Origin of the sequence: Paenibacillus agaridevorans (genome assembly GCF_018604145.1) — a bacterium.
In the GTDB taxonomy this organism is placed as follows: Bacteria; Bacillota; Bacilli; order Paenibacillales; family Paenibacillaceae; genus Pristimantibacillus; species Pristimantibacillus agaridevorans.
In genome coordinates this window covers 4246264-4261038 of sequence record NZ_CP075889.1, presented here as the reverse complement: position 1 = coordinate 4261038, position 14775 = coordinate 4246264, and the positions used below count along the sequence as shown (strand labels likewise).

Below are 14775 nucleotides of genomic sequence, written 5' to 3'. Positions count from 1 at the left end.
TACTCCGAGGGGAGCAGATTTTGCCGAATTTTCGTTCCATGCAAGGAACTTTTGTGAAGTTGTACCGGGTGTACATCAAGCAAAAGTGACGAAGCAGGGGGCGGAAAGGCGGTGAAAGATGCCCCTGAGCGGGTTTTCAGACACGCCCTAAGCTGAACATGGAGGAGGCGGCGACAAGATGACGTTGCGCAGAAGCGAAGTGAGGAAGGCGCAAGCCCGCGCGGCGGAGATGCTTGCGGCAGCGGGAATCGTATTGACCGATGAGGAGCGCGCAGGGATCGAGGTGGCGGGCTTCGGACTTGGCAATCTGGAGGAGCAAGGGCTGGAACTGATTACTTACGTGAACACGGATCGGTATTGCGCGAAGGATCTTGTGTTATTTCCGGGGCAGACATGTCCGGAGCATCTGCATCCGGACGTGGACGGTTTGCCGGGCAAGATGGAGACGTTCCGCTGCCGCTCCGGCAAAGTGTTTCTGTATGTAGAAGGAGAAACGACTCCGCGCATTCAGGCGAATGTACCTGCGGCAAGCGAGCCGCATTATACGGTATTCCATGAAATCGTCCTCCATCCGGGCGAGCAGTATACGATTGCGCCCGGGACGAAACACTGGTTCCAGGGAGGACCCGAAGGCGCGGTTGTATCGGAATTTTCCAGCACTAGCCGGGATGAGCTGGACATCTTTACAGATCCTGCGATTGTAAGAATGCCCGTGACGGTTGAGGACGAGTAGAATCGGGTTGTCCGAGGAGCCTGTCATCGAAGGAGCGCAAGGGCAAAGGAGCGAACGGCATGCAGCTATACGGAGAAAAACGGAGTCGCCGCGAGGTAGAAGCCAGAGTAGGACAGCTGGGGCAAATAGGCGGAGTAAGGCGGATGACGTTGACGGAAGGCAAATCTGCGGGAGTGGAAATCATAGAGGTGCGTACAGGCGCCGGTCTTGCGTTTGAGGTGACTCCGTCTAAAGGGATGGACATCTCTTTGGCACAGCTTTGGGGAGTTCCTTTGTCCTGGCAATCGCCGAACGGCGACGTTCATCCCGGACATTACGACGCTGACGGCACGAATTGGCTTCGCACCGCTTCCGGCGGCCTGCTGATGACTTGCGGGTTATCCCATGCGGGTTCTCCGTCCGTCGACGAATCCGGAAGCTACGGCCTGCACGGCAGAGCCCATCATACTCCGGCTTCTCTGGTGAGCGTCCGCGAGGAGTGGGTCGACGATGAGCGGATATGGGGAGTATCAGGCGTTGTCGAGGAGACCGCGATGTTTGGCAGCAAGCTTAGACTTAAGCGCGAATTGACCGGGAAGCTCGGCGACAATCGGATCGTTATAAGCGACCGGGTGGAAAACGTCGGCTTCCAGCCGGCGTCGCACATGATGCTGTATCACTTTAACTTTGGCTATCCGCTGCTGGGAGAACATACGGAAATTGTATTGCCTGCCGCCGATCGCGAGGTTCGAGGAAGCGGGGCCCCCGCAATGGACGGCATCAGCGATATGACCGATGTATTTGCCCGGGCGGCTCGCTGGGAAACGCCGGACGCCTCTATTGCGGAGACCGTCTACTATCATCAATTGCGCAACGAAGCAATCGACGCGGATGGGATGGCGCAGGCGACCATTGCCAATCCTTCTTTTCCCACGGGCGGAGCGCTGGGGCCGGTCAGCGTAACATTGCGTTGGTCGGCGGATACGCTGCCGCTGCTTGTTCAATGGCGGATGCCCGGGGCGGGCGAGCATGTGCTTGGTCTCGAGCCGGCGAATTGCCGAGTGGAGGGACGCGCTGCCGAGCAGCGTTATGGCGGTCCGTTTATGCTGCAGCCCGGGGAGTCGACAACGTACAAGTTGGAGTTGATTGTTGAGTAGTTGCCGGAGATAATGAAGGCATAGCGGGAAACCAGATTATCGGAGGCCAGGAACGAATGAGGCAGAACATATACCAAACCTTGAATGCGAGACAGCAGCAAATGCTGGAGCACATATCCAGGGAGGGGGAGCTTCGTATTGCGGCACTGAAGCAAACCTACCAGGTGACGGAGATGACAATCCGCCGCGACCTCGAGAAGCTGGAGGAGACCGGCGCGGTCAAGCGGACCTTCGGAGGAGTCATTTTTGTGGGCAAGGATATCGCTCTGCAAGAGAGGGCGGGCATTCTGACGGAAGAGAAGATTCGGATCGGCCGTCATGCCGCAAGTTTGATTCGGCCGGGAGAATCGATTTTTATCGATGGCGGGACGACAACTTTGCAGGTGGCCAAATTTTTGACGGCGGGCATGAATATCACAGTTGTGACGAACGCGTTAAATGTGGCGGCCGAGCTGTCCGGCAAACAAATTCCCGTGCTGATGACCGGAGGGATGCTGGTCGAGGCAACGAGTTCTCTCGTCGGCCCGATCGCGGCGCAAAACATGTCGGGCATGGCGTTCGACCGAATCTTTCTGGGCGCGACGGGCCTTAACGTCGAGCATGGCTTCAGCAACTCCAATATCAATGAGGCGGAAGTCAAGCAGATCGCCATCCGCCAATCGACTGAGACGAATATTGTGCTGGATCATACCAAGTTTGGCGCGAAGGTTCTGATTTCATTCGCTCCTCTGTCCGGTGCGCATCGAATTATAACGAATCGCCTTCCCGATGAGGAACTGCTGCGCGCTTGCAAAGAAGCGGGCGTCGTGCTGGAGGAGGCTTCCGAGTGACGTTGGACAGTCGTTCTGGTAGGGATCGGGTTCAATTTTTGTCCCAATTTAATTTGATGCACTCCCTTTCCAGGGAGGACTTAATGGAGATGGACAAGCTCACGATCATTACTACCTTTCCGAAGCAGGCTTTAATCCAGACGCCGGACTCTAACACGGAATCGCTGTATTTTATCAAGCGAGGAAAGGTACGGCTGTATCGCTTCAATGGAGAGGGGAAACCATTCACTTTGGATATTTTGGGCGAGGGAAATATTTTTGGGGAAATGAAGGATATTTCTTTAGGTACAAAAGATCTGTTTATCGAGGCTGTTGAAGAAAGCGACATCTGCATGATGAATCAAGATCGATTTGAAAGCTATCTGATTAGCCATCCGCATTTTATGAGGAATATGATAAAGGCAATGAGCGAACGGTTGTCCCATTTGAGCAGTCTCGCGCAGAATCTGGCTCTCGGGAATTTGCACGACAGGATTATTTACATCTTGGTTGATTTGTCCAAACGCCTTGGAGTTCAGACCGTAGACGACGGTTACAGCCGGATAAAGATGAATCTGTCTCATCAGGAAATTTCCAGCCTGGTGGGGGCTTCGCGAGAAGCTGTCTCTGTAGCGCTCAAGGAGCTTGCGGAAATTGGCGCAATCCGTACAGGATTCCGCACGGTAGCGGTTAGGCATGATCTGCTTGCCCCAGAGCGGAATTAATTTCGGATGCTGTGGATTTTGTAATCTACATTACATCTATTTTATGCATTTGTCCCTATGATGAAGGAGCAAAGAAAAATGGATGAATCCCCAAAATTACAAGCCAAAGTATACCGGAGTGGAATGAAATGAAAATGAATACAGATCAAGTTTTCTCCATACTAAGCGAGGTCAAGAATCGGACAGGACCTGTTAAGGCCAGTGAAATTCAACCGGAAGTCCTCGATCTATTAAATAGCGGGTGCATCGAAACGGTTAACTTGACGGAATGGCTTGCAGTTGATCATTTTCAATTGCTCGAACGGATTCTGCTCGAGTTAGGCTTGGATCAACACACCCAATCGCTGCTGTCGGAGCTGGAGAGGGTAAACGGGCAATCGACTATGAAAGTAATACCTGCTATCGCAATCAAGTGGCTTACAACCATCGGTCTACAAACCGATGGGGACTCCTTGCATTTCGAAAAATTGGCAACACACCGATCCGACAGTGTGCGCTGTTGGGCAGCTTTCGTCGTTGGATTAGGCCAATCCGATCTGGAACATAAGCTAAATCAGATGCGTCGTTTTGCCGCGGATGGTCACTTTGGCGTACGTGAAATCGCGTGGATGGCCGTCCGTCAATCCGTATCGGAGCAGTTGAGTCAAGCCATACATTGGTTAAGTGAGTGGGTTCAGGCAGAGGATGCCAATGTTAGACGTTTTGCCGTTGAAGCAACCCGCCCGCGAGGAGTTTGGTCTCGTCATATAACGGAATTAAAGGAACATCCCGAGAAAGGGCTTCCGCTGCTGGAGCCGTTAAAATCCGACCCGTCGAAGTACGTTCAGGATTCGGTCGCCAATTGGTTAAATGATGCGGCCAAGTCCCGGCCTGATTGGGTGGCGGACGTGTGCCGATCTTGGCTGGAAACGTCAGATCATAAAGCGACGAAGCGAATAACGTCTCGGGCGCAAAGAAATATAGCTGGAAATGGGTGAGCGCCATGATGCGCTCGCCCGTTCTTTTTGTATGCGCATAGGTTGACAAGTTAAATCGTATTCATTACTATTAATAAAAAAAGAATGATTACGATTAAATGGAAATCCGGACTTCGAACGCCAACATTAAGCGAGAACACTTGGAAAGGAGGAGACAACCATGCGGGTTATCATCACGTTGGCATGTACGGAGAGTGGCGATCGCAATTACACGACGACCAAAAACAAACGTACAAATCCCGAGCGGCTGGAGTTTAGAAAATATTCTCCCCGACTCAAAAAATATACGATCCACAGAGAAACGCGATAAGGCGAAGCGAGTACCGTTGAACAAAAAGCAAGGCAGCTCGAGAGGAGCGGTCTTGCTTTTTGGAATGTATTTTTTTCGAACGAAGCTGCTTGCTTGCAGCAGGCTGATGTTTTCAGGCTGCGGTATCGCATGGGCTTATGGACAGTTGTAGCAAAAGTTTTCTCAAGGGCGGAAAGCGCAAGAAAAAACAATTGACAAGCTATAATCGTAATAATTACAATTAAACCAATACTTAATCGTAATTATTACTTGCAAAAAGGAGAGCGTTCTACATATGAGAAGGAATAAGGCAGTCATTTTGCTGGCACCCATCCTGGCGATCGTGATGCTCGCGGGATGCAGCGGGAGTGGGGAAAAAGGGAATAAGGGAGGCTCCGGAACGGAGACGGAAGTCCGCGAGCTGGTCTACGCCACGGCGAAGGACATCAACGACATGAATCCGCATCTGTACCCGGGATCGATGCCGGCACAGGGCATTCTCTACGAATCGCTTGTCGAGAACACGCCGGAAGGCATCAAGCCGCTCCTGGCGGAATCGTGGGAGATCTCGGAGGATGGCAAGACCTATACCTTCCACCTTCGCAAGGATGTGAAGTTCCATGACGGAGAGCCGTTTAATGCCGAAGCCGTGAAACAAAATATCGACGCGGTTCAGCGCAACGCCGGCAAACACGCCTGGATCAAGCTGTCCACGCAGCTCGAAGAGGTGAGCGTTATGGACGAATTCACCGTCAAGCTGACGTTGTCGGAAACGTATTACCCCACGCTGCTTGAATTATCCATGACGCGGCCGTATGTGTTTATCTCGCCCAAGGACTTCCGGGACGGAGAAACCAAGGATGGCGTAACGGCTTACCATGGCACCGGCCCTTATATTCTAGAAAAGCATGTAACGGAGCAGTACGCCACCTTCGCGGCGAACGAAGAGTATTGGGGAGGAGCTCCCTCCGTGAAAAAGCTGACGGCCAAGGTGCTGCCGGCTGGCGAGACGACGCTGCTCGCGCTCCAGAAGAGAGAGGTAAACCTCGTGTTTACCGACGATCGCGGCACGGACAGCATCGATGTAGACGCCATGCAGCGACTGGCGGATACGGGCGATTACCGGATCGTCCGCAGCGAGCCCATGAATACGAAGATGATCGTGGCCAACAGCAGCCAAGCCGCAAGTCCCGTCAGCGAGAAGGTTGTAAGGGAAGCCATCTGGCAATCGATCGATCGCGAGACGATCAGCCGCACCATCTTCGGCGGTACGGAAACGCCTGCGGAAACCTTGTTTTCGCCTAACGTCAACTATGCCGATGTGGGGCTGCAGAAGAGAGAATACAATCCCGAAGCCGCCGCGATGCTGCTGGAGGAAGCCGGCTGGACGAATGCGGACGGGGCTGAAATCCGCTCAAAGGATGGCCGCCAACTGACAATGAAGCTGTATTACGATGTGAACTCGTCGTCGCAGAAGACGCAGGCGGAGCTGCTGCAGAGCGAAACGCTCAAAATCGGCATAAAGCTGGAGCTTGTCGGAGAGGAATCCTCCGCGATCGCGAACCGCAGAGCGACCGGTGATTACGATCTGTTATTTAACCAGACCTGGGGACTTGCCTACGATCCGCAAAGCACGATTACGGCATTTGCTTCCGACAACGCTTATCTCCATACGACGAGCGGCTTGCCGCAAGCGAAGGAGCTCTACGCGAAGATCGAGGACGTGATGATATCCACGGACGAAGAGACCAGGAAAGGACTGTACAAGGATATTTTGACGATCGTGCACGAGGAAGCCGTGTTCATCCCGCTTACGAACGGCAGTGTGACGATCGTGGCGCCTTCGGATCTGGTGGGCATCTCCTTCAAGCAAACGCAATTCGAACTGCCGTTCGAACGAATGAGCTTTGAATAGGCCAGGGGTGAAGCCGTAAAAGATTAGATAGGCTGGTACGAGAGGAGAAGCTATGGCTCTGTACACGTTAAAAAGAATAGGTGCCCTTGCGCCGCTGCTTGTCGTGATCTCATTTTTGACCTTTATATTGAATGGGCTCTCGCCTATGGATCCCGCCGAAGTCGTGCTGCATGCGCAAGGCGTGCCGGCCATCACGGAAGAGCTGATCGCGGATACGCGAGCGGAGCTCGGCATGGACCGTCCGCTGCTGGTCAGGTACGGTGATTGGCTGCTAGACAGCTTCCGGCTCGATTTCGGGGCTTCCTACATAACGGGCAAGCCGGTATGGTCCCTGCTCGGTCCCGCCCTGCTGAACACGCTGAAGCTGACGCTCGTCTCCTCGTTGTTCATCATATTGCTCTCCATCGTTCTCGGCGTCGTCTGCGCCTTGAAGGAGGGAAAGTGGCTGGATCTTTCGGTCAGAGGCGTCTCCTTTCTGCTTACTTCCATGCCGGCCTATTGGCTGGCGGCGCTGATGGTCTGGTACTTCGCCGTTAAGCTGGATTTGCTTCCGACCAGCGGGATGGATTTGGCGGACAGCTACGTGCTGCCGGTTGCGGTTATCGTGCTCGGTTACGCGGGCATCTACTTCCGGGTCATTCGAAGCTCCATGCTGAGCAATCTGAACGAAGAATACGTCTTCTACGGCAGAGCCTGCGGGATGTCGGAGAGGAAGCTCATTCTGCACGTGCTCCGCAATTCCTTGCAGGTTGCCGTCTCGGTGTTCGGTCTCGCGATTCCGATCATATTGGGCAGCACGGTTGTCGTGGAAAATATTTTTGCCTGGCCGGGTCTCGGCACGCTTACCGTCAATTCCATACTTGGCCGGGACTTCCCCATTATTCAAGCCTACGTTCTCGTGCTTGCGGTCGCGTTCGTCCTGTTTAATACGGTATCGGACGTCCTGAATGCGGCCTTGAACCCAAGGCTAAGGAAGGAGCTCTAGATGAAGCTGCTCAAGCGAATAATGAAGGACCGACTGGCGGCGGCGTGTCTCGCCGTGGTGGCGGCGACGCTGCTAATCGGGATATGCGCCCCGTTTGTTGCCCCGCATCCTCCGAACGAAGCCAATATGGAACTGCGGTTTGCCGGTGCTTCCTGGACCTACTGGCTTGGCAATGACCATCTTGGCCGCTGCATTTTGTCCAGGCTGATCTACGGTATTCGCCCCAGCGTGCTGTGGGTGCTTGCCGCTCTTGGGGCCGCCGCATGGTTTGGTGCGGCACTCGGCTTTATGGCGGGATACTTCCGCGGGAGAATCGATGCCGTTTTGATGCGAATCTGCGACGTCATGTTATCGTTCCCCGGTTACGTGATGACGCTGGCTATCGTGGGTATGCTGGGAGCGGGGCTTACGAATATTTTGTTGGCATTCGTCGTTATGAAATGGGCCTGGTTCGCGTGCGTCATTCGGACCACGGTGATGCAATACGCGGACGCCGACTACGTGAAGTTTGCCAAGGTGCTTGGCAGTGGGCATCTGGGCATTATGAAGCGGCATATCGCCCCGGCGGCATTGCCGGAGATCGCCGTCATCGCCAGCAGCTCGTTCGGGTCGATGATTCTCCAAATATCCGGCTTGTCCTTCCTTGGACTTGGCATCGAAGCGCCGCATGCGGAATGGGGGATGATGATGAACGAAGCGCGATCGGTCATGTTTACGCGTCCCGAGCTGATGTTCGCTCCCGGTCTGGCCATCATTATAGTCGTGTCGGCCGTCAACTTCTTGTCAGACGCTTTGCAGAAGGCGCTGGATCCCAAGCTTGCGGCGTCCGGCACAGGCACAAGGGCATCCGTCCTTACAGGAGGAATTTTTCGCGGTCTGCGCAAGAAGGAGGCGGCCTGAAGCCGATGAGCTTGCTTGAAGTGGAACATCTGAGAATATGGGAAGGGCGGACGGGCGACGTGCTTGTGCCGGACAGCTCGTTCCGACTGTCGAAGGGCCAATGTTTGGCCATTGTGGGCGAAAGCGGAAGCGGCAAGTCGCTGACATGCAAAGCGCTCATGAGGCTCAATCGTCCCTTTATTCGCCAGTCGGGCCGCGTTGCGCTTTATGGGATCGATTTGGCGACGCTATCCGCGAAGGAGATGCGCCCTTATCGGGGCAAGCGAATGTGTATGATTATGCAGAACGGCATGCGCGCTTTCGATCCGTCGCGTCCGGTCGGAGCTTATTTGCTGGAAGTGCTGTCCCTGCATTACGACTGGAGTCGCAGCGAGATGATCGCCAGCCTGTCTACCGCGATGATTAGCGTTGGATTGCAGGAGCCGTCCGCCGTTATGGGACGGTATCCGCATGAATTGTCCGGGGGGATGCTGCAGCGGGTCATGATTGCGCTCGCCATCGTATTGGAACCCGACGTTATTATAGCGGATGAACCGACAACCGCGCTGGATGCCGTCACGCAATACGAAGTGGTAGAGCGATTCGTACAGTTGCGAGGACGGATCGGCAGCGCCATCTTATTCGTGTCTCATGATCTGGGCGTAGTACGGCGAATCGCGGACGATATGCTGGTCATGAAGAACGGGGTTATCGTGGAGCGGGGGAAGACAAGCGATATCTTAGCGGACGCAAGCCACCCCTACTCCCGTTACCTGGTCTCCTCCAAGGATGCGCTTCGCAACCATTACTTGCAATTGATGGGAGGAACGGACGTTGCTGAAGGTTGAGGGCGTAAGCAAGTCTTATCGAAGGAACGGCTGGTTAGGCGGCGAACGGCAGCAAGTGCTGCGTCAGATTAGTCTGAGATGGAACAAGGGAGAATCCCTCGGCATTATCGGAGAGAGCGGCAGCGGCAAGTCGACGCTGGGCCGATTGCTGCTCGGCATCGAGAAGCCGGATGGGGGGAGCGTGACTTGGAACGGGCGTCCCGTCACGGACCGTCGCGTGCGCCGCGGGACGATTAGTGCCGTCTTCCAGGACTATACCTCGTCCATCCATCCTTTCTACACCGTGCGTCAAGCTTTGCTGGAGCCCTTAAAGCTTGTTGGCGGGCAGACGGATACGAAGGATATGGTCGAGCTGCTGCGCCAGGTTGGACTGGGCGAATCCTATCTGGACAAATATCCGCATGAGCTATCGGGAGGAGAAGCGCAGAGGGTCTGTATCGCCAGAGCCGTATCCACTGCCCCGCAATGCATACTGCTGGATGAAGCCATAAGCTCCCTCGACGATTCCGTCCAGATGCAAGTGCTGGAGCTGCTGAAGCAATTAAAAAAGACATACGGCATGGGATATATTTTTATTACCCACGATATCCAGGCCGCAGCTTATCTATGCGATCGGATTATGATCGTGCGAAGTGGAGAAGTTGTGGAAACCGTGGAGACGCCGCTGCTGAGGCATGTTCAGTCCGAATATGCGAAGGAACTGCTGCGAAAGGTTATTTCTTAACGATGTCCGGGCGGACTGTTCGAAATCTATTAGAAGGGAGAACGTGTCGGTGATAGGTGCGTTGTCTTGGCCGTTTATTCGGCTTTATGTGCTAACGCTGCTCTATTTTAGCGCCAACTCCATCCTGAACGTCATCATTCCCCTGCAAGGGGAAGCGCTGGGAGCCACGAATACGACCATCGGCATTATAATGGGCGCCTACTTGCTGACGACGATGGTCTTTCGTCCTTGGGCAGGGCAAGTCATTCAACGTCACGGACCGATCCGGGTGCTGCGGATTATTTTGATCGTCAACGGTTTGACGCTGCTGATCTACTCCTTTACTGGCTTCGGCGGATACTTGTTCGCTCGCGTGCTGCAAGGGGTGTGCACCGCTTTCTTCTCGATGGCTTTGCAGCTTGGCATTATCGACGCGATGCCGGACAAGGATCGTTCGCAAGGGATATCCATGTATTCTTTGTGTTCCTATATGCCGGGAATATTTGGTCCATTGCTAGCCATCGGCATGTGGCAGACGGGGGAGACGGATGTATTCACGCTATCGATGGTCGTCATAGCGGTACTAACCGGCGTCGTTGGTTTCACGGCGAGAATCGAACGGCAGCCGGAGGAGAAGGGAGCAGAGTCTTCTACTGGCAATCCGGCGGTTATGATGCTGCAAGCCATGGGTCAGCTTGTCCGCAATCCCCATCTTCGGCGCTGCGGCATGCTCATGCTGATCGCCTCGCTTGTATTCGGGGCGGTGACGCCGTTCGTGCCGTTGTACGCTCCCCAGATAGCGGGAGGCAGCGCCGCCGTCTATTTGGGGATCCAGGCGGTCGTGGTGGTAGCAGCCCGATTCCTGCTCCGCTCCCGCATACCGTCGGATGGCAGTTGGAGCACTCCTTTCATCGGAGGAACGATGCTCATGCTGATCTCGGCGGCGGTTGCGGTAGGGCTGGCGGCGAAAGCGGGAGCGGCGCTGTTCTATAGCGGCGCCGTGCTGATGGGCATCGCGCAGTCGCTGCTGTACCCGACGCTGACAACGTATTTGAGCTTTGTGCTGCCGAAGGCAGAGCGCAACGTGCTGATCGGACTGTTCATCGCGACGGCCGATCTCGGCGTAGCCCTCGGCGGCATCGTCATGGGACCGGTCGCGGACCTTACATCTTATTCCTCTATGTATCTTATATGCGCCGTATTAGGCTTTCTCGCTGCCTTGTTTGTCTTGCAGGGACGTATTGGGGGCGGCGGAGTATCGGCAGCGGAGCGCAGTGGGGGCTAATGGATCCCTCTGGATTAAAGTCGCATTGAATTGTGAAAGCCATAGTGGCCGGACGATCCGGCCGCTATGGCTTTTTGGATATTCCTGAAGGCGTGACCGGCCCTTCCTTTTAACCACTTTAGGTTACTCCTCAGCAGGTAAATGATTGCCAAATCCAGAATTGATTAAGGACAGATTTTATTCGAATCAGAAAGGAAGATCGAGCGTGGGAAACCCTCTGGCATCCGTGCAATGGGCAGAAAAGAACGAAGAAATCGATGCGCTGATCCTTCTTGGAGAGAAATTAACCGTTCATGACATGGTACAGGGCTTCGAGGCGGAAGTGGCGGAGGTGCGATCGGAGAATACGAGCTTTATATGGAAAGTATGGAACAAACAATCGAAGCCTCGCGTCGAAGTCCAGTTTACCTTATTAAAGATACTCGCAGCGCAGGGCATTTCCGTTTCCAGGCCGCTGGGCTGGGGCGAGGATGCCCATTCTAATCCCGTACTGCTCACGACGTTCGACGGCATGTCCGTCCAGAAGGTAAACCCGAAGAAAGTAAGGGAGCTTGCCAAGCTGCTAGCGGCTATCCATCGGGCTGGCTCAGAAGCAGAACGTCATTCTGTCGTGCCGAAATACGATTTTAAAAGTTATTTTTTCGCTGAAGCCGATCAATACGAGAATCTCGACAAATCTTTAAACGCGATCATTCCCCATGCAGGACTTAGGCAGGATGTAATCATTCATGGCGATTATCATCTCAATAACATCGTGGAGGATGGAGAACGCCTCATCGTCATTGATTGGACCAATGGACAATGGGGAGATGCTAGGTACGATTTTGCCTGGTCGTTTGTTCTCATGCGGATCTACCTGTCGGAAAGGTACGCAGCCATGTTTCGTTCCGCGTACTTGGAGGAGAATCCGATGGAGCAGGAGGAGCTGGAGGCGTTCGAGGCGCTTGGCATCCTGAGATGGCTGTTTCTGATGAAGCGGGGCGGCACGTTCAGGAAGGCCGATACGATCAAGCGGGTCAAAGGGTTGATTCAAGGCAATTCATGGCTGGATCAATCGCTCCTATAGGCCCGGCGATCACGATTTGGCAACAAGACTGGCAATGAAATCGAAGTCATGCGCAGCTTATTCCCGCCCGTGTATACTCGGCAAAAACTCAAAAAATGCCCCTCCTCTAGAACAAAACGCCCCCTTGGCAAGGGTATATGTATTCGTTATGGTAAGGAAAGCGGGATCTCCGCCAAATAGCGGCAGAAGACCTGCTTCAAGGATCGGAATTCGACGGAAGCCAAATTGAGGGGAATAGATCATGTTGCGAAAATTGGAAATTATAGCGACCTCGCCTGTTGAAGCGCTGGCGGCCGAACGGGCAGGGGCCGACCGCATCGAGTTGATCGCAGCCATGTCGGAAGGCGGCCTGACGCCTAGCTACGGCACGATCGCGCGGACCGTGCAAGCCGTGCGCATCCCCGTCCGCGTAATGGTGCGGCCGCACAGCAGAAGCTTCGTCTATACATCGGACGAGCTGGAGACGATGGCGGCGGATATACGCATGATCCGCGAGTCAGGCGCATCGGGGCTGGTGTTCGGCGTGCTGACGCCGGACGGGCAAGTCGACGTTGCCGCTGTGGAGAGACTATGCGCGGAGGCGCCGAAGTTGCCGCTGACGTACCACCGGGCGATCGATGAAGCGCGGGACATCGCAGAAGCGCTGCGGGAGCTGGAGCGGATCCCGTCCGTCGACCGCGTGTTGACGTCAGGCGGCCACGCCGACGGCGCATGGCACGCGCGTCATAAGCTCCGCGAGCTGCAGGCGGCTACGCCGCTGAAGCTAATCGCGGCCAAAGGTTTGACGGTAGAGAAGCTCGAAACGTTCCTGGAGGATGCCGAGGGCGTGAACGAAGTTCATTTCGGAACCGGAGTAAGGACTGGCGGCAGAGAGGATTCGCCAATCGATCCCGAACGGGTGGAGGCATGCGCGCGCCTGCTTGGCGGCGGACAGATCGAATGACAGACATCAAAGAGGAGGTCGAAGGATGATGACGGAGAAAGCGGGACTGCTTGTGGAAGAGCATAGGGGGCCATTGGTCGAGTGCGAGTATGTGGGCCATCTCGTTGCGGTCGACTTAAATGGCGCAATCGTAAGGGAGATCGGCAATCCTCGTCATGTGACTTACATGCGGTCGGCTGCCAAACCTTTTCAGGCGCTGCCCTTCTTCGCAAGAGGGCTGCACCGGCAGTTGAAGCTCACGGAGGACGAGCAGGCGATTCTGACGGCCTCGCACCGGTCGCAGCCATTCCATGTGGAGACGCTTGAATCGCTGATGGCGAAGATCGGCGTGGAGGAGCGGCAACTGGCGTGCGGCGCGGCCTACCCGCTGCACGGGCCGAGCCGGGTCGAGCTGCTGAAGCGGGAAGCGCCAGCGCGGCGTCTGTACCATAACTGCTCCGGCAAACATCTCGGCATGCTCGCCGTGTGCCGAGCCGCGGGTTACCCCGAGCAAGGGTACGAGCAGCCTTCGCATCCTCTCCAGCGGGAGATTATCGACCTCCTGTCGGAGTTGTCCGGCTGCGACGCGGAGGATATCGCGATCGGCATCGACGGCTGCGGCTTGCCGGTGTTCGGCTTGCCGATCTATCATATGGCGAGGGCGTTCCTTCGGCTGGCGCGTCCGGAGACGATCGGCGACGGGAAGCTGTCCGCCGCTGCTTCGGACTTGACGGCAGCCATGCATACGCGTCCGCTGTGGGTGTCGGGCAGCGACCTCATTTGTCCGGCATTGCTTGAAGATCCCAATATTGTAGCCAAGGGAGGGGCCAAAGGCATTTACTGCTTCGCGTTGAAAGAGCAGGGGATCGGCATCGCCTTTAAAGTGATGGACGGCAGCGAGGACAAGTGGCCGTTCGTCGTCGCTTCTATCCTCATGCAGATCGGTTACGAGGATAAACGGACGATTGAACGGCTGCTTCGCCTATGTCCGGTGGAAATCGTCAACGGATCCGGCACCCTCGTAGGCGAGCACCGGATCGGCTTCGACTGGAACGAGGACAAATAGCGGGCTAGGGCTATGCGAGCCAAGCGGAAAGAACAAGACAGTGCAGAGCAGATCTGAACGAGCAGAACGAGCAGAGCAGGCGGCGATGATAAGATACCGCAGCAGGACGAGTCAAATTAGCAGCACGACTGCTTCATTAGGGATCATCGTGATCGCGCGGAAACGAAAGGGGTTGTCCTAACAGTCTTGCTAGATGACTGTTGGGACAACCCCTTAGTAACTCACGAACCCGTGTTGCCGTTTGTGTATGATGATAATTCATACACATCTGTCCGTTCACGAGCCCCTTGTGAGCTGTAATCCGAAAAAGTCGGTTTACAGAGCCGCACGGAGCGACTTTGTGAGCTGTAACCCGAAGAAATCGGGTTACAGAGCCGGGCATTTATGTATGAAACTTCATACACGTTTGACCAGTCGCAGGCAAAAAGGGGCTGCCT

General features: G+C 55.0%; 15 protein-coding genes. All 15 read left to right on the top strand.

Annotated features, from left to right (window positions below; translation table 11 throughout):
• The first annotated feature begins 229 nt into the window (after positions 1-229).
• The 15 genes from KJW29_RS17755 to KJW29_RS17685 all read left to right on the top strand — a co-directional run bounded on the left by KJW29_RS17755 (position 230) and on the right by KJW29_RS17685 (position 14338).
• Positions 230-733 (top strand): D-lyxose/D-mannose family sugar isomerase, encoded by a 504-nt coding sequence (locus tag KJW29_RS17755; protein ID WP_246608855.1) that lies wholly within the window; start codon positions 230-232, stop codon positions 731-733.
• Between the two features lie 59 nt (positions 734-792).
• Positions 793-1869, top strand: coding sequence for an aldose 1-epimerase family protein (locus KJW29_RS17750; protein WP_214630788.1), 1077 nt, complete (start codon positions 793-795; stop codon positions 1867-1869).
• Positions 1870-1925: 56 nt separating this feature from the next.
• Positions 1926-2699 (top strand): DeoR/GlpR family DNA-binding transcription regulator, encoded by a 774-nt coding sequence (locus KJW29_RS17745; RefSeq protein ID WP_214630787.1) that lies wholly within the window; start codon positions 1926-1928, stop codon positions 2697-2699.
• A gap of 83 nt (positions 2700-2782) precedes the next feature.
• The gene (locus KJW29_RS17740; protein ID WP_246608765.1) at positions 2783-3403 is read left to right on the top strand and encodes a Crp/Fnr family transcriptional regulator; all 621 of its coding nucleotides are present in this window, start codon (positions 2783-2785) and stop codon (positions 3401-3403) included.
• Positions 3404-3537: 134 nt separating this feature from the next.
• Positions 3538-4380, top strand: a complete 843-nt coding sequence (locus tag KJW29_RS17735) for a DNA alkylation repair protein (protein ID WP_214631188.1) — start codon at positions 3538-3540, stop codon at positions 4378-4380.
• 160 nt (positions 4381-4540) lie between these two features.
• Positions 4541-4690: a 50S ribosomal protein L33 gene (rpmG, locus tag KJW29_RS17730; RefSeq protein ID WP_214630786.1), complete on the top strand. Its 150-nt coding sequence runs from the start codon at positions 4541-4543 to the stop codon at positions 4688-4690.
• Positions 4691-4964: 274 nt separating this feature from the next.
• On the top strand, positions 4965-6584 hold the full coding sequence (gene cntA / locus KJW29_RS17725) for a staphylopine-dependent metal ABC transporter substrate-binding lipoprotein (protein WP_214630785.1): 1620 nt from the start codon (positions 4965-4967) through the stop codon (positions 6582-6584).
• Positions 6585-6636: 52 nt separating this feature from the next.
• Complete coding sequence (gene opp1B / locus KJW29_RS17720) at positions 6637-7569, top strand: nickel/cobalt ABC transporter permease (RefSeq protein ID WP_214630784.1); 933 nt, start codon at positions 6637-6639, stop codon at positions 7567-7569.
• Positions 7570-8469, top strand: a complete 900-nt coding sequence (gene cntC / locus KJW29_RS17715) for a staphylopine uptake ABC transporter permease subunit CntC (protein WP_214630783.1) — start codon at positions 7570-7572, stop codon at positions 8467-8469.
• A gap of 5 nt (positions 8470-8474) precedes the next feature.
• The gene (gene cntD, locus KJW29_RS17710) at positions 8475-9296 is read left to right on the top strand and encodes a staphylopine uptake ABC transporter ATP-binding protein CntD (protein ID WP_214630782.1); all 822 of its coding nucleotides are present in this window, start codon (positions 8475-8477) and stop codon (positions 9294-9296) included.
• Positions 9283-10020 (top strand): ABC transporter ATP-binding protein, encoded by a 738-nt coding sequence (locus KJW29_RS17705; RefSeq protein WP_214630781.1) that lies wholly within the window; start codon positions 9283-9285, stop codon positions 10018-10020. The genes cntD and KJW29_RS17705 overlap by 14 nt, the downstream gene beginning before the upstream one ends.
• A gap of 49 nt (positions 10021-10069) precedes the next feature.
• Positions 10070-11284: a staphylopine family metallophore export MFS transporter CntE gene (gene cntE / locus KJW29_RS17700; RefSeq protein ID WP_214631187.1), complete on the top strand. Its 1215-nt coding sequence runs from the start codon at positions 10070-10072 to the stop codon at positions 11282-11284.
• A gap of 205 nt (positions 11285-11489) precedes the next feature.
• Entirely contained in the window at positions 11490-12350 is an 861-nt protein-coding gene (locus KJW29_RS17695) for a phosphotransferase enzyme family protein (protein WP_214630780.1), read from the top strand.
• 241 nt (positions 12351-12591) lie between these two features.
• Positions 12592-13293: a copper homeostasis protein CutC gene (locus tag KJW29_RS17690; RefSeq protein ID WP_214630779.1), complete on the top strand. Its 702-nt coding sequence runs from the start codon at positions 12592-12594 to the stop codon at positions 13291-13293.
• Positions 13294-13318: 25 nt separating this feature from the next.
• Complete coding sequence (locus tag KJW29_RS17685) at positions 13319-14338, top strand: asparaginase (protein WP_246608764.1); 1020 nt, start codon at positions 13319-13321, stop codon at positions 14336-14338.
• Positions 14339-14775: the final 437 nt, after the last annotated feature.

Excerpts from the sequence above, each read along its gene's own strand:
- rpmG (WP_214630786.1), top strand. The coding sequence starts at position 4,541 with ATGCGGGTTATCATCACGTTGGCATGTACGGAGAGTGGCGATCGCAAT.
- opp1B (WP_214630784.1), top strand. The coding sequence starts at position 6,637 with ATGGCTCTGTACACGTTAAAAAGAATAGGTGCCCTTGCGCCGCTGCTT.
- KJW29_RS17685 (WP_246608764.1), top strand. The coding sequence starts at position 13,319 with ATGATGACGGAGAAAGCGGGACTGCTTGTGGAAGAGCATAGGGGGCCA.
- KJW29_RS17690 (WP_214630779.1), top strand. The coding sequence starts at position 12,592 with ATGTTGCGAAAATTGGAAATTATAGCGACCTCGCCTGTTGAAGCGCTG.
- KJW29_RS17735 (WP_214631188.1), top strand. The coding sequence starts at position 3,538 with ATGAATACAGATCAAGTTTTCTCCATACTAAGCGAGGTCAAGAATCGG.
- cntC (WP_214630783.1), top strand. The coding sequence starts at position 7,570 with ATGAAGCTGCTCAAGCGAATAATGAAGGACCGACTGGCGGCGGCGTGT.
- KJW29_RS17750 (WP_214630788.1), top strand. The coding sequence starts at position 793 with ATGCAGCTATACGGAGAAAAACGGAGTCGCCGCGAGGTAGAAGCCAGA.
- cntD (WP_214630782.1), top strand. The coding sequence starts at position 8,475 with ATGAGCTTGCTTGAAGTGGAACATCTGAGAATATGGGAAGGGCGGACG.
- KJW29_RS17745 (WP_214630787.1), top strand. The coding sequence starts at position 1,926 with ATGAGGCAGAACATATACCAAACCTTGAATGCGAGACAGCAGCAAATG.
- cntA (WP_214630785.1), top strand. The coding sequence starts at position 4,965 with ATGAGAAGGAATAAGGCAGTCATTTTGCTGGCACCCATCCTGGCGATC.
- KJW29_RS17740 (WP_246608765.1), top strand. The coding sequence starts at position 2,783 with ATGGAGATGGACAAGCTCACGATCATTACTACCTTTCCGAAGCAGGCT.
- KJW29_RS17755 (WP_246608855.1), top strand. The coding sequence starts at position 230 with ATGCTTGCGGCAGCGGGAATCGTATTGACCGATGAGGAGCGCGCAGGG.